The sequence below is a fragment of the Capnocytophaga sp. oral taxon 323 genome, from assembly GCF_001278825.1.
Taxonomy (GTDB): Bacteria; Bacteroidota; Bacteroidia; order Flavobacteriales; family Flavobacteriaceae; genus Capnocytophaga; species Capnocytophaga ochracea.
On the sequence record NZ_CP012589.1, the window covers coordinates 1,136,166 to 1,157,030 of the forward strand.

Sequence of the window (20,865 nt, forward strand, 5' to 3'; positions counted from 1 at the left end):
AAAAAAAAATGAGAAAAACAAACAAAAGAAAAAAGAGATTTCTCTTTTAGAATATTTTTCTAAAAATAGAATTCAAAACAGAAAATAAATATGTTTTATAGCCTCTTTATTGACAAAATGGCGTTTTTAGAACTTTGAGAGTTTATATACTGAAAATGTGATGAATATATTTTTTATGAGCGTTTTTTGAGGTAAAAAAATTTTTATATGGAGCTTATAGGAAGCTTATAGGAAGCTTGAACGAATCTTGGACGATAGATATAGGAATGTTACTGAAAGCCTTTGTACACCTTGGCTGAGCGCTATAAGGTAGTTACACTTATGTTCTGTTATTGGTTTTTCTAAAAAAGTATTATCTTATAGAAAAATACGCCATTGCTTATTGATAAGGTAAGATTTGGCTATTTGTAATTATTTATTATCTTTGCCGAAAAATATAAACATATGAATATGAAGCGCTTTTTATCAGCTATCACACTTCTTGTTATGAGCCACTTAGCTTGGTCACAAAGTCCTAACATTTTAGACCCTGATTACCAAAACAGCCGTCCTAACCCTTGGACTTATGGGGGAAATATAGGTATTGGCTACTCTACTTATGGATTGGGGATTGATATATCGCCACGCTTAGGGTACAAAATCACTGAGGATTTGGAGCTTGCTGCTGTAGTGAATGGTTCCTTTCAAAACTCAGAATACTACCGCAGTTTGCTAGTGGGTGTAGGTCCTGCCTTAACCTATTACATAGGTAGGGTGGCGTATGTGAGTAGTTCTTATCAGCATTATTTTATCTCTCAGAAGCATAAAAACACCGATTACAAATACAATACTGAGGAAGATGCCTTGTATGTGGGAGCTGGTTATATGCAAAATGTGGGGGGTAATGTGTATATACAGATAGGTGTGAGCTACAATGTGCTCTACAAGAAGGACAAAAGTGTTTTCAGCAGTGGTTTTATACCAAGTGTTGGGATAGTGATAGGACTTTAGTGTGAGCCACAGAGTAAAGTGCAAGCCGCACAGGCAATTAGCACGACAAATAGGTGTGAGCGAGTGAACAGTAGAGAAATTTATTTATTTATAATTGTTCATTTATAATTATTTTATACCTTTGCACCGAAAAACATAACAAGAGGACAAATTTGTACTGATTGCAACCTCTTGGGGTACTCCCCGAAAAATGCTAAAACAGTAATCTTTACTTGCTTTTCACGTCGGTTCCCCATTCTTCTTTACAATTGCGTCCTCTACTAAATCATAATTACCAATGGGATATTTATTCACCTCTGAGTCCGTTTCTGAAGGACACCCCGACAAAATCGCAGACCAAATAAGCGATGCTCTAATCGACAACTTTCTTGCTTTCGACCCTCATTCGAAGGTGGCGTGCGAGACTTTAGTTACTACCGGTCAGGTAATATTGGCTGGGGAAGTAAAATCGAACACCTACATAGATGTACAGCAAATTGCGCGCAACGTAATTGAGAAAATTGGCTATACTAAAAGCGACTATATGTTTGAAGCCAAATCGTGTGGTGTGCTTTCGGCAATTCACGAACAATCGCCCGATATCAATCAGGGGGTAGACCGCGGTAACCCCGAAGAACAAGGGGCTGGCGACCAAGGAATGATGTTTGGTTATGCGGTAAACGAAACCGAAAACTATATGCCTCTTGCCTTAGACCTCTCGCACGCTTTGCTGAGAGAATTAGCTGATTTACGTCGTGAAAACAAAGAGATTACCTATTTGCGCCCCGATGCGAAAAGCCAAGTAACCCTTGAATACAGCGATGACAACAAACCGGTGCGCGTGAACACGATTGTGATTTCTACCCAACACGACGAGTTCGACACGGAAAAGAAGATGCTTCAAAAGATAAAAGAAGACATTGTGAACATTCTCATACCGCGTGTGATTAAAAAGTATCCTCAATATGCGCCATTCTTTGACGACAAGATTATTTACCACATCAACCCTACGGGTATCTTCGTGATAGGAGGTCCTCACGGCGATACGGGCTTGACTGGTCGTAAAATTATCGTAGATACGTATGGCGGTAAAGGAGCTCACGGCGGAGGTGCTTTCTCCGGCAAAGACCCGAGCAAGGTAGACCGCAGTGCAGCTTATGCTATGCGACACATCGCTAAGAACTTAGTAGCCGCAGGAGTAGCCGATGAGATATTGGTACAAGTGAGTTACGCCATAGGGGTAGCCGAACCTACGGGCGTATACGTAAATACTTATGGTACAGCTAAGGTAAACCTCACCGATGGTGAAATAGCGAAAAAGATACAAGAAATCTTCCCTTTGCGCCCGTATGATATAGAACAACGCCTGAAACTACGCAATCCTATTTATAGCGAAACAGCATCTTACGGACATATGGGGCGTACACCTAAGGTGGTAACCAAAGTGTTCTCGTCACCTTATCACAAGACAAAAACGATAGAAGTAGAGCTTTTTACTTGGGAAAAGTTAGACTTTGTAGAGAAAGTAAAAAACACTTTTTTTAATGATTAATGATTAGCAGTTAATGTTAATACTAATATAAAGAAGGCTGTCTGATATAAAACAGACAGCCTTCTTTTATTTTTTAGGAGGTGATATACAATGCAAATTAAATAGTTGGAAGGGAGAATATATGATAGAAAAACGACTTTTCACTATCCAATATTCTCTCTTAAAGCTCTATTTGGTATTGCAATACAAAAGTACCTAAGCGAGTACTTACCTTTTTATCAGTAGCATCGAAGATAGGGCGGTTCTCATAGCCTAAGGAGAGTTTGCTCTTTTGTCCGTTAAAATAAGTATTCACGCCTACTGAATAGATATTCACGTTGCTGTTGAGGGCTTTATAGTTAGCAAATCGCCAGCCTGCATTGGGTTGTACACGGATATTACAATTTTCCCATTTAGGAAGCAGATAGCCTAATTGCAAGAATAAGGTACTACCTGTACCTATGGCGGGAGTAGCATTACCAGCCCCATTAAGAGAGGTTCCTCCTGCAAAAATGCTATTAGCACCCACACTTCTCACATAATCACTACCAAAATGAGTGCTGTTAAAGCCCAAATAAGCGGTAATAGCGTCGTTGCGTTCAGAAATAGGAGTATCTATAAAGAAATCAATTCCTAAATTGAAGTAATCGCGATAGGAAGTATTAGTCCCATCAGTAATTTCTCTCATTTTAGCTTGATATTCATAGCCAATACCGAGATTCATTATGTGTTTAGTTCCTAAATAAGTGCCATTACCTCCGCTAGTAGGCAATTTGTTGCTCTCATCGTCCCAAAACTCATATTTTAGGTAAGAGGAAGTAAGCACTTTGGGTTGCCCTTTGCTATAATTAAAAGCTGTACGAACATTATCAGAGGGGGCAGGTGAATTTTGCAAAGACACGAAATAATCAATCTTTCCTAACTGACCTTTGGCGTAAACACCTATCCTACGCCCCATATCATCGAAATGATTAAGGGTGTTAAGATAATAAACGGAAGGGTCGAGAGTGAGCATAGAGCCGTTAGAGAAAGCGTTGGAAAAGCGCCCAGCTCCTGCAAAGGTGGTCTTGGCTACCCCAATGCTCAATTTTTCGCTAAAAGTATACTGACCGAGCACGTCAAGCAGACGAAAATCGGAGCTTTGGAGGGTACTTTGGTTGAGATTATTATTTCCCATTAGGATATAGAACAACCATTTCTTTTCTACTTGGGCGAAGAAGCCTAAGCGATAACGCCTTACAGAAAGGTCGAATACCTTATCGGCAGGTTCACCTTGTACGGTAGTACCAGGGTTTGTTTCGGTAAGGCGAGCCCAAAACTGTCCACGCACAATACCTTGAATAAAAGTGTCGCCTTCTTCATCGAAATTATGACGAAGCAACTGAGCTGAGGCAGGAATTGCCATCAATAAAGCTACTAAAAATAGAATTCTTTTCATTTTATGTTATGTTTATGGTTTAAAAAGTTACTTGGCTTTAGGATTGTTAATAGCCATCAAATGGGTATCTATGAGTTTCTTTAAATTCTCATCGGAAGGCATTGGTGCATTGCTGTTGATGATATTACCCTGCGCATCAATAAGCATATAGCGAGGGATACTTCGCAAGTCGTACAAAAACTTATAAGTATCTTTCACTTCTGGGGTGGTATACAGATGAATACCACTTAGTTTATCATTCTTTACCATCTCTTTCCACGCTTCTTTATCACGGTCTACTGAAATACTGAGAAAGACAATAGGCTTACCTTTATAGGATTGCTGTAAGGCTTCTAAGGCGGGCAACTCTTTACGGCAATCAGGGCAATAAGTAGCCCATATATCTACAAATAGCAATTTGCCTTTGAGGGGTAAACTCTCATATTTCACTTCTTTATCGTTTAGGTCGGTAAGACCTTTAAAAAGAGGGAAAGGTTGTCCTGCTTTAAGTCGGTTTACTGTAGCAATGCGTCCTGAAAGAGCGTTTAACAGTTCGTTATCTTTTACTGCCTTTTGCACTAAGGCTATAATCTGTTCATTGGTAGTCTCAGCCGAGGTAGCCGATACGCCTTCGATGAGCAAAGGGGTGAGGTCTTCTTTAATATTTTGTGATTTGAGCTTATTGAAATCGGCTAAAATCTTACCCCACGGGTCGTTGAACTCATATTGCACTTGATAGCGATAGATTTTCAGTTGGAAGCAATTATGCACTAAGGTTTTATAAGCATTATACGCATCGAAATCGGTAGCGTTATCTAAATCTACATCTTTAAGAGATTCTTCCAAGGCTTTGATAGCAGGGGCTTCTTCTTCGGTATATTTGCGATGATTCAGTAAATAAGCAGAAGTAAGAGACAAGAGTTCGTATTGGTTCTCTTTCTCTTCTTTAACTATAAAATCAGAAGGTAATCCTTTAGCGTTAGCTAACACCTCAGCGCATTGTTTACTTATCGCTTGTAGGTTCTGCTGAAAAGCAACGGGATTCTGCCCTAAAAGTTCATTTTGCTTTTCGGGAGTTTGCAACCCTATAGCTTCCTTTTGTTGCTGATACGCTTTTATAGCTTCTTCAGGATTGGTACAAGCACTCAATCCTAACACAATGAGAAATGCAATAAATAGTTGTTTCATAGCTTTAGAATTTAAAATAATGACAAAGGTATAATATTTTTTTGGAAATAGGAACTTTTTTTATGAATATTTAAATAATGGTTAATGATTAATGAAGGGGTTAAAAGGTAAAAGGTAAAAGATAAAAGGTAAAGGGTAGTACAAGGGTAGGTACTATTAGCAAATTTGAAAATTAGTAAATAAGAAATGAAGTGTGAAAAGTTTTTAGAAGAAGGGAATAAGGTTGCAAATTGAAGATTATTGGAAGCTAGGAGGAACAAAAGACGGTGCGAGCCGCACGGGCAAATGAACAAAGAACGAACAAAAGACGAACGATGAACGAACAAAAGACGAACAATGAGTGGTCTTTCAGTGGGTCTACAGTGGCTCTACAGTGGCTCTACAGTGGCTCTACAGTGGTTCTACAACGAACAATGAACGAATAATGAACGGTGCGAGCCGCACGGGCAAATGAACAAAGAACGAACAAAGAACGAACAAAGAACGAACAATAAACGAAGAATGAACGAACGATGAATGGAGATAAGGTGAAGATAAGAAGGAGATAAGATGGAGATAAGATGAATATTGATTGTATTTCAGGGTAATATTGAAATAATTTTAATAGGTTTAGGCTAAAAAATATCATTGATTATTTATATTTCAAAAATATTTTGTACCTTTGCAGTCGATTTAAGGAAATAGCACAATGAAGTATCAACAAAAGAAAAAAGCGGTATTACTCCTTGCTGATGGCACTGCCTTTTATGGTAAAAGCGTTGGCTATGAAGGTACTGCTTTTGGCGAAGTGTGTTTCAATACGGGTATGACAGGCTATCAGGAAATATTTACTGACCCTTCGTACTTTGGTCAGATTATGGTGATGACCAATGCTCATATCGGCAATTACGGTATCTGTGAAGACGACAACGAATCGAATGGTATGAAAATTGCAGGGCTGGTATGTAGAAATTTTAGTTATGATGCCTCCCGTGCTGTTGCCGAGGAAACCTTGAAAGACTTTTTAGACCGTAACCACTTGGTAGCCATTTGTGAAGTAGATACCCGCGCTTTGGTGAGTTATATTCGTGACAATGGCTCGATGAACGCTGTTATTTCCACAGAAACTGACGATTTAGCACTGCTCAAAGCTCGCTTAAATGAGATTCCTAATATGAAAGGTTTAGAATTGGCATCGAAAGTGTCGGTTACTGAACCTTATTTTTTTGGCAATCCAGAAGCGAAGTACAAAGTAGCAGCGCTCGATTTCGGCATCAAGAAAAACATCTTACGCAACTTGGCAGCCCGTGATATGTACATCAAAGTATTTCCGTACAACACGCCTTTGGCTGAGCTTAAAGCGTGGAACCCCAATGGCTATTTCTTGTCTAATGGTCCTGGCGACCCCGAACCGCTCACCGAGGTAATTGCCCAAGTAAAGCAGATGATAGCAGAAGATTTGCCTATCTTCGGCATTTGCTTAGGACATCAGATTATTGCACTGGCAAACGGCATTAGCACTTACAAAATGCACAACGGTCACCGTGGTATTAATCACCCTGTGAAGAATTTGCTTACAGGTAAGGACGAGATTACCTCTCAGAATCACGGTTTTGCTGTGAATAGAGCAGAGGCAGAAGCTAACCCTAATGTGGAAATCACGCATACCCACCTAAACGACAATACTGTGATGGGTTTACGAGTGAAAGGCAAGAAGTGTTTCAGTGTGCAGTATCACCCTGAAGCCGCTCCTGGTCCTAATGATGCGACGTATTTGTTCGACCAATTTGTGGAGCAATTGAGGAATTAGAAAATGTGAAAATTGCCCCCGAACCTCCGAAGGAGGACAAGCCGTGAAAAGGATAAGAAGAGTACAAAATATAGGCTAAAAACTAAGGACTAAACACTAACAATTAATATGAAAGAATTACTTACACCCGAAGCACTACTCACTAATTTAAAAGATGTACGTGCCCTCACCCGCAAGGTGATTGAGGCTTTCCCCGAGAAAGACCTCTTTGAGTTCAACATTGCAAACCTACGTCCGTTTTCAGGAATGGTAGAAGAGTTTTTGAGAGTTATGGACTATCTTTTTAAAGAGAGATTTCAGGAGCAACACACGCTTTTCTTGGAAGGAGCCTTTCCTACTACCAAAGCAGAAGTATTGGCTTTGTGGGATAGAGCTACTGAAATTCTCGACCGTGAATGGCAAAAAGTAGGTGATTATACCCAACCATTCACTATTTATCAAATGACTTTCAGCTTTGCCCAATGGATATTATACTTCATTGAAAACGAGAGTCACCATCGCGGACAAGGGTATACTTACCTCCGCGCTTTGGGTATTGAACCGCCTTTCTTTTGGGGAAGAGAAAGCTTTAACAATTGATAATTGACAATTGACAATTAGCATTATAAAGTCAGATAAGTCCGATATCCCTACCCCCTAAACAAAGTAAATAATTAAATAACAAAATATATGAGTATTATTGTAAGCGTGCACGCACGTCAGATTTTGGATTCAAGAGGAAATCCAACCGTAGAAGTAGATGTAATGACCGAGAATGGTTTCCTTGGTAGAGCTGCTGTTCCATCAGGAGCATCGACAGGTGAATACGAAGCCGTTGAATTGCGCGACGGTGGTAAAAGTTATATGGGTAAAGGCGTACTCAAAGCCGTTGCTAATGTAAACGATATCATCGCAGAAGAAATCGTAGGTATGGACGTTTTCGAACAAAACCTTATCGACAAAACAATGATTGAGCTCGACGGTACTCCTAACAAATCTAAATTAGGAGCTAACGCTATTCTTGGGGTATCATTGGCAGTAGCAAGAGCCGCTGCTGAAGAGCTCGGGTTGCCTTTGTACCGTTATGTAGGTGGGGTAAGTGCTCACACTTTGCCTGTACCGATGATGAACATCATCAACGCTGGGGCACACTCCGATGCGCCTATTGCTTTCCAAGAGTTTATGATTATGCCTGTGAACGCAAAGAACTTTTCACAAGCTATCCAAATGGGTTCAGAAGTGTTCCACAACCTTAAAAAGGTATTGCACAAAAAAGGATTGAGCACTGCCGTAGGTGATGAAGGAGGTTTTGCTCCTAACTTTAAAGATATCGAAGATGCTCTCGATTCTATTAAAGAAGCTGTAAAAGAAGCAGGCTACAAATGGGGTGAAGATATCAAAATCGCCTTAGACTGTGCTTCTTCTGAGTTCTACAAAAATGGCAAATACGATTATACTATCTTTGAAGGTGCTAAAGGTAAAGTACGTACTTCAGCTGAACAAGCTGACTACTTGGCAGAATTGGTAGCTAAATACCCTATCATCTCTATCGAAGACGGTATGGATCAAAACGACTGGGACGGATGGAAACTCCTTACTGACAAATTGGGCAAAAAAGTACAATTGGTAGGTGACGATTTGTTCGTTACTAACGTATCTATCCTTGAAAGAGGTATTGCCAAAGGTATTGCGAACTCTATTCTCATCAAAGTAAACCAAATCGGTACTTTGTCTGAAACTATCGCAGCCGTAGATATGGCAAACCGCGCTGGTTATACTGCCGTAATGTCTCACCGTTCAGGAGAAACAGAAGACAACACTATTGCTGACTTGGCAGTAGCTTTGAACACCGGACAAATCAAAACAGGTTCGGCTTCACGTTCTGACCGTATGGCGAAGTACAACCAATTGCTCCGCATCGAAGAATCTTTGGGTTCAGTAGCTTACTATCCTAAAGAAAAAGCCTTCAATGTAAAGAACTAATGTTTTAATATGATTAGGGTGTTCGAGGGCACTCCTCGAACACCTATTTTTTTACCCTTAAAAGAAGTAAGTATGATGAAGAAGATATTATGGTTTTGTATGTTTTTATGTGTGACGACACTTGTAGCTCAGGAAACAGTGTTGCACGGACATATTTACAGTGTGCAAAACAATAAACCAATGCCTAATGTACACATCTTGAACCTCAATAAAGTAAGAGGTACTACTACCAATGACAAAGGTGATTTTAGTATCAGAGTAAGTGCTAACGACACACTATACATTTCTTTTTTAGGGTATAAATCTACCAAGATACGCATAACAAACGATATGATAAAATATCAAGGGTTGAAAATAGGAATGACAGAGCTTGCTTATACTTTACAAGAAGTGGTTGTAACCCCTTATAAACTCACAGGTTATTTGGATATTGACGCTAAAAATGCACCTATCAATGACAATACGCGTTATAGCATTTCGGGGTTAGATATAGGTTATGAAAGTAGAGCTAGTGCAAGTGCTGTGGGTAGAGTGTTAAGTGCTGTAATGAACCCTGCCGACTTGCTGAGTCGCTCGTTTAGTGCCAAAGGGAAAGAAATGCGCAAACTGAGAGAGATGCGCAAAGACAACGAATTGAGCGATGCTCTTTCCACCCGTTACGACCGCGAAACCCTATTAGAACTTTTGCAAGTAGACCGTAGTGAATTAGAAGATATCATTCGCTCTTGCAACTATTCTAACGATTTTATAATGACGGCAAACGACCTGCAAGTGCTTGAAGCCATCAGTCAGTGTTACGAAGAATATAGGGTTTTACACAAGAAAAAATAAAAAATATTTTGTCATTCCAAAAAATTGACGTACTTTTGCCCCGCTATTGATAAAATAGAGAGATAAAGTATCATTTTTAATAAGATTTTAAAGATTAACAAGCAATGAAAAGAACATTTCAACCTTCAAAGAGAAAAAGAAGAAATAAACACGGATTCAGAGAACGTATGGCAACTGCCAATGGTAGAAAAGTGTTAGCACGCCGTCGCGCTAAAGGACGCAAAAAACTTACTGTATCCTCTGAGCCAAGACATAAAAAATAACAATTTTAATTGTTTAAAGATTAGTGGTTAATGATTAATGACTTGTGAAATTAATCATTAACCATTAATCATTTATCATTATGAAGATTACTTTCCTCGGTACAGGTACTTCACAAGGGATTCCCGTAATAGCAAGCAACCACCCTGTGGGGAAAAGTACCAACCCCAAAGATAAACGGTTGCGCACTTCGGCACTTATCAGTTGGGAAGACACTAATATTTCAATAGATTGCAGTCCTGATTTTAGACAGCAAATGCTCACCAACGATGTACAGCATTTGGAGGCTATACTGTTCACTCACGAGCACGCCGATCATACCGCCGGAATGGACGACATACGCCCTTTTGTACGCTTGCAAGGCGATATGCCTATCTACGGACTAAAAAGAGTAATCGATGAGCTGAGAGTGCGTTTTGGTTATATCTTTGCCACTGAAAACCGATATGAAGGAGCTCCTTCGGTAATACCTCACGAGATAGACGAAGCACCTTTTACTTTGTGTGGTAAGATAATAGAACCTATACACATAATGCACGGCAATTTGCCCATCGTAGGCTATCGGATAGAAGATTTAGGTTATATTACCGATGCCAAATATATAGACAAGAGCGAAAGAGAAAAACTACGAGATTTAGATGTTTTAGTATTGAATTGCCTAAGAGATGATGTACACCCTACACACCTCAATTTAGCGGAAGCTTTGGAAATTATAGGAGATGTACAACCTAAGCGCACTTATCTCACGCACGTGAGCCAAACCTTTGGTTTTCACGATGAGATACAAAAAAGATTACCTAAAAACGTATTTTTGGCATATGATAACTTAGTAATAGAATGTTAATATTTAGTTAATTATTAGGTGGGCGAGAAAAAAAAGTTTATTTTTGCCCTCGTAATCAAAAACAATTAAAGATGAAAAAAATTGCACTTTTACTTGTAATGGCAGTATTGGTAATGGCTTGTAAGAGTTCTTCAGGCTCAATGACTGCAAAACCCAAAGAAACAAATATAGCTAATAAAGCTATTAAAGGTGAATGGACATTGCAATCCATCACATATAGTGAAAAAGGTAAATATGAAGTTACCTTGTTAAACGATACTTCCAAAGAATGCTTTGAAGGCAGTACTTGGAAATTCGTTCCGAATAACAACCGCGGACACTATACTATCAACGCGAGTGGTTGTTCAACAGGACAAAGAAACTTCATTTTTATTGTACAAGAAGTAGATAAATCAACAGGATACTATGATTTTCTGTTGAAACCTACTAATGAAAAATATGTTTCAGAAACTAAACAAGGTATTCGTTTGCATTTGGCAAGTATTTCTGACAACTCAATGGTGTGGGAACAAACCGTGAGAGTAGATGGCAAACCTTTTGTTATCTCAATGAATTTTGTAAAATAATTAAAGATTAATACAAACAGAAGATGAAAAAAATCGTAGTTTTAGCCTTATCGGCAGCTGTATTGCTTACCGGTTGCGAGGCATACAACAACTCTAACAAAGCACAACGCGGAGCTGTAATTGGTGCTGCTGGTGGAGCTTTATTAGGAGCTATTTTAGGGAACAACGTAGGTAACGGACAAAACAGCGAACTCGGTGCCGTACTTGGTACAGTAGTAGGAGGTGCTGCAGGAGCTGTTATCGGTAACCAAATGGATAAACAAGCTAAGAAAATAGAAGAAGAAATCCCAGGTGCCGATGTTAAACGTGTAGACGATGGTATCGTGGTTACTTTCGACGAAAATAACGGAGGTGTATACTTTGATACTAATAAGTATAACATCAACAACAAATCAAGACAAACACTTGATAAACTATCTGCTATTCTTAAAGAATATCCTGATACTAATGTGATAGTAGCTGGCCACACTGATAATGTAGGTAAAGATGAGTACAACTTAGGTCTTTCACAACGGCGTGCACAAGCCGTTACTAACTATTTTAAAAGTAAAGGTTTAGCGGGTAGCCGTTTTACTACCAAATGGTATGGTGAAAGAAACCCTGTTGCAAGTAACGAAACTGCTGATGGACGAGCTAAAAACCGCCGTGTGAATGTAGTAATCGTTCCTAATGAAAAGATGAAAGCAGACGCTAAAAAACAGGCTGGAAACAAATAAAAATAGTTTGATACTTGACTATACAAATGAGTGTTGAGAAGTACTTCTCAACACTCATTATTTTTTATTAAATATCTAAAACAACGGATAAAAAAGAACGTTAGAAATATAACAATATCACTTCCAAATGACATTTTTTAATCTTCACTTTTCTCTTTTCACTAAAATACACTACCTTTGCACTGTTAATCTCGGTATTTTGGGTATTTAGGTTTATTACTTACCTCTTACCATACTCTGCTGTCGCAGACTTTACCTCATATCTAAAAGAAATGCAAATATTTAAATTTGGAGGCGCCTCAGTAAAAGATGCTGCAGGTGTGCGCAATGTCGCTAAAATATTAGAAACGGTAGGCTATGCTAATACGCTTATCGTCATTTCAGCAATGGGAAAAACCACTAATGCTTTAGAAATAGTGGTAAATAGCTATTTTAAGGAACAAGAAAAACTTTCGGAAAGCGTTCAGCTGATAAAAGACTTTCATTACCATATCATTCGCGAACTATTTACCGATGAAAATCACCCTGTGTATTGGAAAGTAGATGGCTTATTTGCAGAGCTCACTTCGTTTTTAGAACGCAACAAATCGCCGAAACACAGTTTTGTATATGACCAAGTGATTGGCTTTGGTGAACTCATTTCTACTACTATTATCAGTCAATATCTGAATGACAATGGTATTAAAAACACGTGGATAGATGTCCGTAATCTCGTAAAAACAGATAGTAATTACCGTGATGCCTCTATCGACTGGGAAGAGACACAAAGTAACATTCGCACGCATATTAACAAATCATTACTGAACATCACACAAGGTTTCTTAGGAAGCGATGCAAATTTCTTTACTACTACCTTAGGGCGTGAAGGTTCAGACTATACAGCGGCTATTTTTGCCTATTGTTTAAACGCTGAAAGTGTAACGATATGGAAGGACGTTCCTGGTGTTCTCAATGCCGACCCTCGATATTTTCAGCATACAGAGCTCTTGCATAAAATCCCTTATAAGGAAGCTATAGAACTCGCTTTTTATGGCGCTTCAGTAATACACCCAAAAACCCTACAACCACTCCAACAAAAGGAAATCCCTCTTTATGTACGTTCGTTTTTGAATCCTACTGCTGAAGGAAGCGCTGTGTGTAATGTAGCTGAATTATCTCCAAAGGTGCCTTGCTTTATTCTCAAGAAAGAACAAATACTACTTTCTCTCTCTTCACTTGACTTTTCATTTATAATGGAAGAGGGTATTAGCTATATATTCAAGAATTTACATAAGACTAAGATGAAAGTAAGTGTGATACAGAACTCGGCTATTAGTTTTTCAGTATGTGTAGACAACAAATTCGATACCTTAACTGAACTTTTAGAAAAGTTGGAAGAACGCTTTAAGGTATCGGTAACTGAGAACGTAACACTTTATACCATTCGCCACGCTACGGAAGAGGCTATTAAAGAAGTGGAAATGAACAAAGAAGTGCTGCTTAAACAAGTGGCTTCAGATACGGTTCAGATAATAGTGAAGTAGATCTATCTTCTTATTATCAGTTATTGTTTAAACAACAATCAAACAAAGCATACAATAAAAAAGGGACTGATGATATATCAGTCCTTTTATATATTTCTATAATTCATATTATTGAAATAATGCTTCATTTACCTCATTAAAATTATATTCTTTTTGAGTGCCTTTAAGCATATCTTTCAATACAAAAGTATTTTTGGTAAGCTCGCTTTCCCCAATCATCACTACAAACGGAATGCTTCGCTTATTAGCATATTCCATTTGCTTTTTAATCTTAGCTGCATCGGGGTAGAGTTCTGCTCTTTTTCCGAGTTTACGCAACTCTTTCAATAGTTTCATACTCTGTAAAGCTTCGTTATTGCCAAAATTTATACAAAGCACTTCTATGCTATTGCTCAGTGATTCAGGAAAAAGATTCAGGTCTTCCATCACTAATCCTATGCGGTCTAAACCAAACGAGATACCTATACCACTTATCCCCTTCAATCCAAAGATGCTCGTAAGGTCGTCATAACGTCCACCTCCACCAATAGAACCCATTTGTACTCCCGCTGGAGCAACAACCTCAAAGATAGCTCCTGTGTAATAATTCAGTCCACGTGCGAGGGTGACATCGAGGTCTAAAATAGCTGTTTGTAAGGTAAGCCGCTCTATTTGTTGTGCTATAAACTCCACCTCTTCAATACCTTTCAACCCCGTTTCAGAAGTTTTTAGTATCTCTTTCAGAGCAGTTAGCTTTTCAGCAAGAGCTCCTTTAAGTGCAAAGATAGGTTGTAACTTGCTAATAGCTTCGTGGCTGATACCTCTTTCCATCATTTCCTTGATAACACCCTCTTCGCCTATCTTATCGAGCTTATCGAGAGCTACGGTAAAGTCGATGAGTTTATCACTCTCCCCTATCACTTCGGCAAAACCGCTGAGAATTTTGCGGTTGTTAATCTTAATAGTCACCCCTTTAAGATTGAGCGCTGTGAACACGGTATCATAGAGCTGTACGAACTCCACTTCCTGCCACAAGCTGGTACTGCCTACTACATCGGCATCGCATTGGTAAAACTCTCTGAAACGTCCTTTTTGCGGACGGTCGGCGCGCCAAACAGGCTGAATTTGATAACGTTTAAAGGGGAAAGTCAGCTCATTTTGGTGTTGTACTACATAGCGTGCAAAAGGAACTGTAAGGTCATAACGGAGTGCTTTTTCTGATATTTGGGGAGTGAGCCTCTGAGTATTCTTAGTTTCCCAATCGTCTTGTTTAACTCCTTGTGTAAAATCACCTGAATTGAGTATCTTGAAGATAAGACGGTCACCTTCTTCGCCATATTTACCCATCAATGTATCGTAATTTTCAAAGCTGGGCGTTTCGATAGGCTGAAATCCAAAAGCGTTAAAAGTATTTTTAATAGTGTTAATAATAAAGTTGCGTTTGGCCACATCGGCCGGTGAAAAGTCACGAGTGCCTTTAGGTATGCTTGGTTTTTGTATTGCCATTGTTTTTTATTGTTTTACTATTTTCTTAGCTTCTTGCCAATAAGTTTCCATTTCTTGTAAGGTCATATCTTTGAGTGATTTTCCCTTCTCATTGGCTCGTTGTTCCAAGTATTGAAACCGAGTTATAAACTTACGATTAGTGCGCTCTAAGGCATCTTCAGGATTTACTTTCAAAAATCGGGCATAGTTAATAAGACTAAAAAGAACATCGCCAAACTCACTCTCAATATTTGTCTGTTTTTGCGCTTTTACTTCGGCGTGTAGTTCATCTATTTCCTCTTTTATCTTCGCAAAAACATCGTCTATATTATCCCAATCGAAGCCTACACCTGCTACTTTGTCTTGTATACGAGTAGCTTTTACTAATGCAGGCAAACTTTTAGGCACACCTCCCAGTACGCTCTTGTTACCTTCTTTGAGTTTTATTTTTTCCCAATTGCGCTTTACATCGTCTTCGTTGTCTACTTTCACATCTCCATAGATATGCGGATGCCGTTCAATGAGTTTTTCACACACACCATTTGCCACATCAGCAATATTAAAATCACCCGTTTCACTACCTATTTTGGCATAGAAAACGATATGAAGTAACAAATCACCGAGTTCTTTCTTCACTTCTTGCAGATTGCCACTGAGGATAGCATCGCCCAATTCATAAGTTTCCTCAATAGTGAGATAGCGCAACGATTGTATTGTTTGTTTCTTATCCCACGGACATTTCGCACGCAGGTCGTCCATTATATCGAGAAGTCTCCCAAAAGCCTGAAGTTGTTGCTCTCTCATATCAATCCTATAAATTTACTACGGGCGAGGAGACTTGCACCTAATAGACCCGCCTTATCACCTAATTTTGATACTTTTATCGAAGAGTCTTTATTCACTAAATTCAAAGAATACTTCTTGATAGCACTGCGCAAAGGCAATATCAAATAGTCGCCTGCATTGGCAAGAGTACCACCAATAATCACCAATTCAGGATTAAATAGGTTGATGAGACCCGCCACGTGTTTACCTAACGTATTTCCCACCTCTTCAATAAGTTCTATAGCCAATATATCTTCCTGCAAAGCTACATCTATGATATCGTTGAGTGTAATTTCGTCTTCATTTTCCTTCTGTTGAGTAAGTAAAGACGATTGACCGTTATGAAGTTTTTCCAAGAATTTACGATAAAGAGCAGAGCCCGAAGCTTCTGTTTCTAAGCAACCTTTCTTACCACAGTGGCATAATATCTCGTTTTCAAAGGCCGTAATATGCCCAAACTCACCTGAAAAGCCCGATTTCCCATAATATAGCTGCCCATTAACGATGATTCCTAAGCCTAATCCCCAACCTACATTCACGTAGATGATGTTTTTTTCAGCCTGTACGCGCCCTTTAATATATTCACCATAAGCCATCGCACGCGAATCGTTATCAATAGAGACATCTATACCTAATTTTTCTTCAAACATTTCAGTAAGCGGACGTTCATCGAAATAAAAGAAACTATAACTATGCCCCGTTTGAGGGTTCACACGCCCTGAAATATTAATGCCAATACTCAGTATTTTGTCCCTAGGAACCACTGTATGGCTCATAAAATCTTCAATTATTTCACATAAACGTTCAAAACGCTCGTGAGGATGCGCTTCCTCAAAAGAGATATCCATCTGTTCATCTATCAAATCTCCCTTAAAGTTGATAAGCCCTATATGAACGCGTTTTTGAGAGATATCTACACCTATAAAATATCCCGAACTTTGGTTCAATCCATAGATATTAGGACGTCTACCTCCTGGGGTTTCCATCTTCCCAAAGTCCATCACTATACCATCTTCTATCAGTTCGCCCACCATTTTAGTAACGGTAGGCACACTGAAGTTCAGTTCCTTGCCAAGGTCGGCAAGTGTATCATCTCCGTTATTGATGTAATAACAGATAATATCCTTTTTCAATGAGGCGCTTCTGATGCCTTGTTTAATTTCTTCTAAGAATTTTAGTCCCATAGCATTTTAATCTTAATCATTATTGTAAAGGTAAGGCAAAATTACTAAAAATATTTTAATAAGAATGCAATAATAAAAAAATAATTGATGTTTGTAATTAGTATTTAATGCTTTTCTCTACGGATTAATAGTAACGATTTTACCCTCACGGCGCACCACAATCTTTTGATTATTCTTCCGCTTTTCGGCTATCATTCGCTTGTAAGCAACGTCTAAACCTTTTAAAAGTTTGTCTCGAAATAACTTTTTTTCTGTATTTCTATCTCCCATAGCTGTTTTTCATTTGATTATAGGTAGCATAAAGATGCATAATCACTTCTTATTACTCATCTGCCATCTCATAAAACCAATTTAAAAAAGGGTCATCGGTTGCTTCGTCGTCCATACTATGAGGGGTTACCACTTCTAATCCTATCATAATAGCCGTTATCTTCTATCCACTGATAGAGTTGGCGGAGTTCTTCGGGGATTTGCATTCCTGCGGGAAGTGCGTTTTCTAATTGTTGCAATAAGATGTTGGGCATCATCAAGACTATTTCTTAGTTGCTCGTTTAGGTTTTTCAAGCGTTTTTATTTCATCACCTAAAACCGTAATTACTTGATTGTTAGAAATAGGTCGCAAATCTATTTTTGGTGAATATTCGTTTACTATTTTTTGAGTGGCTTCCTTATATGGAAAGTTCAGATAATGAGGTAAAAAATAAAAATCTACCAAATGTAAGCCTGAATAATCAGTGAGTTCAGGAGATTTTTTGGTCTCGTCCATATCGCTAACAAATTCAATAGTAGGAGAGGCAATGATAGAACCCGCCGAAGTACCTATGTACAACTTTCCATTATTAATTTGTTCTATAAGTAGCTTGTCTGCTCCTTTCTTTTTTAGTTCCTGCATTAGGTAGAACGTATTCCCTCCAGAAATGAAAATATAATCATTTCGTTCTAATGCTGTGGCTATTTCTTCGGTAGTAGCGGTAGAAACTTCTAATTCTTCTATGATAAGCCCTAATTTTTCAAAGGCTTTTCTATCATCATCGACATAAAAACGCACTTTTTCTACCAAACTTGCTGTTGGGACAAAGGCAAGTTTTTTCCCTTTTACGGGTTCACCTGCAAAATCTTCAAATAATTTGGCTACTGAACTGAATGATGAGGTTAAAAATAATCTTTTCATTTATGATAATAATTGCTGTTATTGGACAAATAGGATAAGGGAGGCACAAGCTGCAAGCTCGCCACCAGAGAGAGGGTAACAATTCCTCTATATGAGGGTGTGTTACTATAATGAGTGTTTTCATTTTCCTAATCTTATTAGAGAATACTTCTCAGTGCCTTTTTTACAATATATTTAGTTTCTTTGGTAGGACTTTCACTTTCCCAACGCTCACATAGTGCTGTTACGAAATCAGGGCGGGTTTTGCTGGTATCGTTCAGCCAGTTCCCTACACTATCTTGCACGTACTTTGCCTTATCAGACTTCAATTTATCTAATATAGGCAAATATAATTCTGGCTTTTCTTTCAAAGCCTCTATATGAGCACACCAAACACCCCGCGGACGCAAGGCTTCTGTACTAAACCTTCGTATATTTTCATTCTCACTCTCTGCCCAATGAGAAAGAAAAGCAATTGAAAAGTCTAAATGCTCGCTCATTTCGGGACGTAACGCCATCCAAATCACCTCACGAACGCCAAAATGACTATCGGCTACCAAGGGTTTTAATTTGTGTAACTTGTCTTCCAAAGGGGTATCAGTATGCAATGCTACCAAATAACAAGCATAACAGCGCACAGAATCGGATAAATGAGTGCTGAGTTGCTCAAACAAAGGTTCATATAAGTTAGTATTTGCATATTTTTTGTATAGCAATGCTCCTATGAGCTTAATAGTATTCATTGTAGAAGGTTTCTTTTGCTGATTGATTTGGCAAACCAACTCTTCAATGATATTTTTATCAATTCCCAAAGCAGGAAAAACAGATTTTACTAGCTGAGAATGGTCTACAGCCAACCATTCGGTAAGGTTTACCGTTTCTATACTCCCTGCATTTAATAGTGAAAGCACTTCGGAAGGGATATCAACAGCCTTTTGAGCTCCTTTTCTGTTTTTGATAATTTCTATGTTCATTGTATAACTAAGTTATAGTTATATTAGGCACAAGCTATAAGAAATGAGATAGCAAGGGTTTTCTAAGCTTTCTGACGGTTCAGATTTTTAGAGCAATGGCAACTTATAAATCGCTTTTTTAACTTTAACAAAGTATGCAAAACCTATGCTCTTTTTCCTACCTCCAACCGCCACCAAGGGCTTTATACAAGGTAATGCCATACTGCATACGGGTAAACTGTGCGTTGGCTACACTAAGCTCGGCATTGAGGCGGTTTACTTCGGCAGTGATGACCTCTAAATAATTCACCATACCGCTATCGAACAATTGTTTGGAATAATCGGTAGCTTCTTGATAGGCTTTCATTTCTTGGGTTTTGAGTTGAATGAATTCGCCTTGCGAACTGAATTGACGCATTGCATCGGATACTTCCTTGCCCGCTGAAAGAATTGCTTTTTTGAAATTCAGCAAAGCGGTTTCTTGAGTAGCTTTCTGCACTTCGTATTGGGTGCGTATTTGTCGACGATTGAGAATAGGTTGTGCCAATCCTGCTATAAAATTAGCAAACATTGATTTGGCAGAAAACCAAGTATCGAGTTCGGTACTGCTGATACCTCCACGAGCGGAAAGAGTAAGCGTAGGATAGAAATTGGAACGCGCTACATTCGTAAGTTCAAAGGCGTTGCGCAAGTTTAGTTCGGCACGTGCCACATCAGGACGATTTTCGAGCAGACTTAGCGCATATCCTTGATGAAACTGTGTGGGGAATTGTTGCTCAGCAAGCGTGCTTCGCTCTATCGTATGAGGCTCTTCACCCAAGAGTACACAGATGGTATTCTCTAATGCCCAAACGCTATTGTTGATGGTAATAAGTTGCGCCTGTGCGTTGTACACGAGTGCTTCGATTTGTTTGGTTGCTACTTCGGTAGTAGAACCTGCATTTTTGAGTTGTTTGGTAGTTTCTAAACTTTTGGTGCGAAACTCAATAGTTTGTTCGAGTACCTTTTTCTGTTCGTCGAGCATCAACAGTTGGTAATAAGCCGTTGCCAAAGTAGCTACCACTTCAGACTGTACTGCTTTTTGGGCTTCCAAAGTTGCTAAATAAGAGGCATAAGAAGCACGTTTTTGAGCGGATAGTTTACCCCAAATGTCGGCTTCCCACGAAGCGTTACTTGTGATATCGAATAGATTGTTGTAAGTACGGTCGGGAGCACCACCTCCGGCATTTAATGAAGAGGTGCTACGAGTATAGTTAGCTCCTACCGAGAGGGTAGGAATAAAAGCTGCCTTACTTTGTTTGAGGTAGGCTTGTGCTGAAACTACACTTTGCATCGCTACACGCACATCGAGGTTATTGGAAAGTGCCTTGCTGATGTTTTGTTGCAAGAGCGGGTCGGTGAAGATATTGCGCCACGAAAGGGTAGCATCGCTTTGGGCATCGGTAGCGGGGCTTTCGGTACGGAAGAGTTTTTCGTCTATGGCTTGTGGAGGCTCATAGGTTTTGCGTCCTGCACAAGCGGTAAGGGTAAGGGCTATGGTTGCTATAGCCAGTGATTTATAAATGATTCTGTTCATACAGTAATGTTCAATTGACAATTAATGTTTAACGTAGACTTTGCCAAAGGTCGTAACACGGCAAGCACTAAAATTTTAGCAAGGTTTATGATGCAAAGACGACTTTTCAGTCTTCA

At 39.0% G+C, this 20,865-nt stretch carries 22 protein-coding genes; 12 read left to right on the forward strand and 10 right to left on the reverse strand.

The window, feature by feature from the left end:
* Positions 1-444: 444 nt before the first annotated feature.
* Together AM608_RS04920 and metK are read left to right on the forward strand one after the other, a co-directional pair.
* Positions 445-990, forward strand: a complete 546-nt coding sequence (locus AM608_RS04920) for a hypothetical protein (protein WP_371179203.1) — start codon at positions 445-447, stop codon at positions 988-990.
* A gap of 277 nt (positions 991-1,267) precedes the next feature.
* Complete coding sequence (gene metK, locus AM608_RS04925) at positions 1,268-2,521, forward strand: methionine adenosyltransferase (protein ID WP_009418001.1); 1,254 nt, start codon at positions 1,268-1,270, stop codon at positions 2,519-2,521.
* A gap of 160 nt (positions 2,522-2,681) precedes the next feature.
* Here the strand turns inward: metK and AM608_RS04930 are convergent, their stop codons facing one another.
* Positions 2,682-3,938, reverse strand: a complete 1,257-nt coding sequence (locus tag AM608_RS04930) for a hypothetical protein (protein ID WP_053580952.1) — start codon at positions 3,936-3,938, stop codon at positions 2,682-2,684.
* Between the two features lie 27 nt (positions 3,939-3,965).
* Complete coding sequence (locus AM608_RS04935) at positions 3,966-5,105, reverse strand: TlpA disulfide reductase family protein (protein ID WP_053580953.1); 1,140 nt, start codon at positions 5,103-5,105, stop codon at positions 3,966-3,968.
* 266 nt (positions 5,106-5,371) lie between these two features.
* On the opposite strand from AM608_RS04935, the gene AM608_RS12085 reads away from it, so the two are divergent.
* The 10 genes from AM608_RS12085 (at position 5,372) to AM608_RS04980 (ending at position 13,597) form a co-directional block, all read left to right on the forward strand.
* A complete protein-coding gene (locus AM608_RS12085; protein ID WP_157466261.1) occupies positions 5,372-5,530 on the forward strand; it encodes a hypothetical protein in 159 nt (52 codons plus the stop codon).
* Between the two features lie 263 nt (positions 5,531-5,793).
* The gene (gene carA, locus AM608_RS04945) at positions 5,794-6,894 is read left to right on the forward strand and encodes a glutamine-hydrolyzing carbamoyl-phosphate synthase small subunit (protein ID WP_053580955.1); all 1,101 of its coding nucleotides are present in this window, start codon (positions 5,794-5,796) and stop codon (positions 6,892-6,894) included.
* A gap of 108 nt (positions 6,895-7,002) precedes the next feature.
* Entirely contained in the window at positions 7,003-7,473 is a 471-nt protein-coding gene (locus AM608_RS04950; protein WP_048745922.1) for a DinB family protein, read from the forward strand.
* 90 nt (positions 7,474-7,563) lie between these two features.
* Positions 7,564-8,856 (forward strand): phosphopyruvate hydratase, encoded by a 1,293-nt coding sequence (gene eno / locus AM608_RS04955; protein ID WP_009418860.1) that lies wholly within the window; start codon positions 7,564-7,566, stop codon positions 8,854-8,856.
* Between the two features lie 72 nt (positions 8,857-8,928).
* Entirely contained in the window at positions 8,929-9,687 is a 759-nt protein-coding gene (locus tag AM608_RS04960) for a carboxypeptidase-like regulatory domain-containing protein (RefSeq protein WP_009418141.1), read from the forward strand.
* A gap of 104 nt (positions 9,688-9,791) precedes the next feature.
* Positions 9,792-9,950, forward strand: a complete 159-nt coding sequence (gene rpmH, locus AM608_RS11590) for a 50S ribosomal protein L34 (RefSeq protein WP_002669412.1) — start codon at positions 9,792-9,794, stop codon at positions 9,948-9,950.
* Positions 9,951-10,030: 80 nt separating this feature from the next.
* A complete protein-coding gene (locus tag AM608_RS04965; protein ID WP_053580956.1) occupies positions 10,031-10,792 on the forward strand; it encodes an MBL fold metallo-hydrolase in 762 nt (253 codons plus the stop codon).
* A gap of 71 nt (positions 10,793-10,863) precedes the next feature.
* On the forward strand, positions 10,864-11,358 hold the full coding sequence (locus AM608_RS04970; protein ID WP_002673313.1) for a lipocalin family protein: 495 nt from the start codon (positions 10,864-10,866) through the stop codon (positions 11,356-11,358).
* 23 nt (positions 11,359-11,381) lie between these two features.
* Positions 11,382-12,074: an OmpA family protein gene (locus AM608_RS04975; RefSeq protein WP_009410919.1), complete on the forward strand. Its 693-nt coding sequence runs from the start codon at positions 11,382-11,384 to the stop codon at positions 12,072-12,074.
* Between the two features lie 272 nt (positions 12,075-12,346).
* Positions 12,347-13,597: an aspartate kinase gene (locus AM608_RS04980; RefSeq protein ID WP_053580957.1), complete on the forward strand. Its 1,251-nt coding sequence runs from the start codon at positions 12,347-12,349 to the stop codon at positions 13,595-13,597.
* Between the two features lie 108 nt (positions 13,598-13,705).
* Here the strand turns inward: AM608_RS04980 and hisS are convergent, their stop codons facing one another.
* The 8 genes from hisS to AM608_RS05015 form a co-directional block, all read right to left on the reverse strand.
* The gene (gene hisS, locus AM608_RS04985) at positions 13,706-15,082 is read right to left on the reverse strand and encodes a histidine--tRNA ligase (protein WP_053580958.1); all 1,377 of its coding nucleotides are present in this window, start codon (positions 15,080-15,082) and stop codon (positions 13,706-13,708) included.
* A 6-nt stretch (positions 15,083-15,088) separates the two neighbouring features.
* Positions 15,089-15,865 carry a nucleoside triphosphate pyrophosphohydrolase gene (gene mazG, locus AM608_RS04990; protein ID WP_009421696.1) on the reverse strand — a complete coding sequence of 259 codons (777 nt, stop codon included), beginning with the start codon at positions 15,863-15,865 and terminating at the stop codon, positions 15,089-15,091.
* A complete protein-coding gene (locus AM608_RS04995) occupies positions 15,862-17,070 on the reverse strand; it encodes an ROK family transcriptional regulator (protein WP_009421688.1) in 1,209 nt (402 codons plus the stop codon). The genes mazG and AM608_RS04995 overlap by 4 nt, the downstream gene beginning before the upstream one ends.
* Before the next feature lie 117 nt (positions 17,071-17,187).
* Positions 17,188-17,340 (reverse strand): hypothetical protein, encoded by a 153-nt coding sequence (locus tag AM608_RS12240; RefSeq protein ID WP_002673339.1) that lies wholly within the window; start codon positions 17,338-17,340, stop codon positions 17,188-17,190.
* Between the two features lie 116 nt (positions 17,341-17,456).
* Entirely contained in the window at positions 17,457-17,597 is a 141-nt protein-coding gene (locus tag AM608_RS12095) for a hypothetical protein (protein ID WP_009421673.1), read from the reverse strand.
* A 5-nt stretch (positions 17,598-17,602) separates the two neighbouring features.
* Entirely contained in the window at positions 17,603-18,241 is a 639-nt protein-coding gene (locus AM608_RS05005) for a peptidase E (protein ID WP_053580959.1), read from the reverse strand.
* A 137-nt stretch (positions 18,242-18,378) separates the two neighbouring features.
* Entirely contained in the window at positions 18,379-19,194 is an 816-nt protein-coding gene (locus tag AM608_RS05010) for a DNA alkylation repair protein (protein WP_009421661.1), read from the reverse strand.
* Between the two features lie 157 nt (positions 19,195-19,351).
* The gene (locus AM608_RS05015) at positions 19,352-20,749 is read right to left on the reverse strand and encodes an efflux transporter outer membrane subunit (RefSeq protein ID WP_053580960.1); all 1,398 of its coding nucleotides are present in this window, start codon (positions 20,747-20,749) and stop codon (positions 19,352-19,354) included.
* Positions 20,750-20,865 lie beyond the last annotated feature (116 nt).